The following is an 821-nucleotide window of genomic DNA, read 5'->3' as shown; positions in this document are numbered from 1 at the left end:
ACTAATCTCTATTTCAGAAACTTATTCATTAGTACATTAATTCCTATTGAACCGCCGTGTACCGAACGGTACGCACGGTGGTGTGAGAGGTCGCTGAATAAAATAATTATTCAGCTCCTACTCGATTGTTTGCTTTTCTTGTTCTAGTTCTTTTACTATTCGTGCCATTATATTGAAACTTCTGATTATGGCTTCATTGGAGGACTTGATGGCTTTAACTGTAATTGTAAGTTCAAAACCATTTATAATTCGTTTTTCTGTATATTGTCTAACATATTTGCTATCATACATTGAAAACCACGTCCAGATTTGCATAGCCCTCGTTATTTTTTATGTTAATTGCTAAATAAATTATTATGATCATTTCTATTTTCAACCCCTTCTGAAATTATGTTTTTATCTTTCAAAAGGTGTATAGAAAAATCAGAAATATTGTGACATAAAGGGTATGAAAAAAATAATAAGCAGAGTAATGATACAATAATTACTATGTCGGATATACTGATTTTACTGCTCTTACATTCTACGGATCAATAACTGATACCTAAGTAATACTGACCTTTCCCCAATAAAATATACATCTTAAACTCTTATAGGGTTTCTAACTAAAATATTAACTTATACAGAATAATTAAAATTCTTCTCCAAATACTAAATGTACGGAGAAAGGAGTTTTAATTATGGGAAGAAAATTATTTGAAATAGAATCACTGTATGATTATAAAATTGAAGATTTAATTGAGCTAAAAAACACTACGAATTCTAAATTTACTAGATTAGTATTAGCTGTGGTTACTATGAGATATCGAGGATGCTCAAAT

General features: G+C 29.6%; 1 protein-coding gene. It reads right to left on the bottom strand.

Annotated elements, in window-relative coordinates; all coding sequences use genetic code 11:
• Positions 1–117: 117 nt before the first annotated feature.
• On the bottom strand, positions 118–291 hold the full coding sequence (locus tag CLRAG_RS17930; RefSeq protein WP_154105026.1) for a hypothetical protein: 174 nt from the start codon (positions 289–291) through the stop codon (positions 118–120).
• Positions 292–821: the final 530 nt, after the last annotated feature.

Source organism: Clostridium ragsdalei P11, from assembly GCF_001675165.1.
Lineage (GTDB): Bacteria > Bacillota > Clostridia > Clostridiales > Clostridiaceae > Clostridium_B > Clostridium_B ragsdalei.
This window is presented reverse-complemented; position numbering and strand designations above follow the sequence as displayed.

Bases quoted from the DNA above. Each gene is read 5' to 3' on its own strand.
- CLRAG_RS17930 (WP_154105026.1), bottom strand. From the start codon at position 291: ATGTATGATAGCAAATATGTTAGACAATATACAGAAAAACGAATTATA.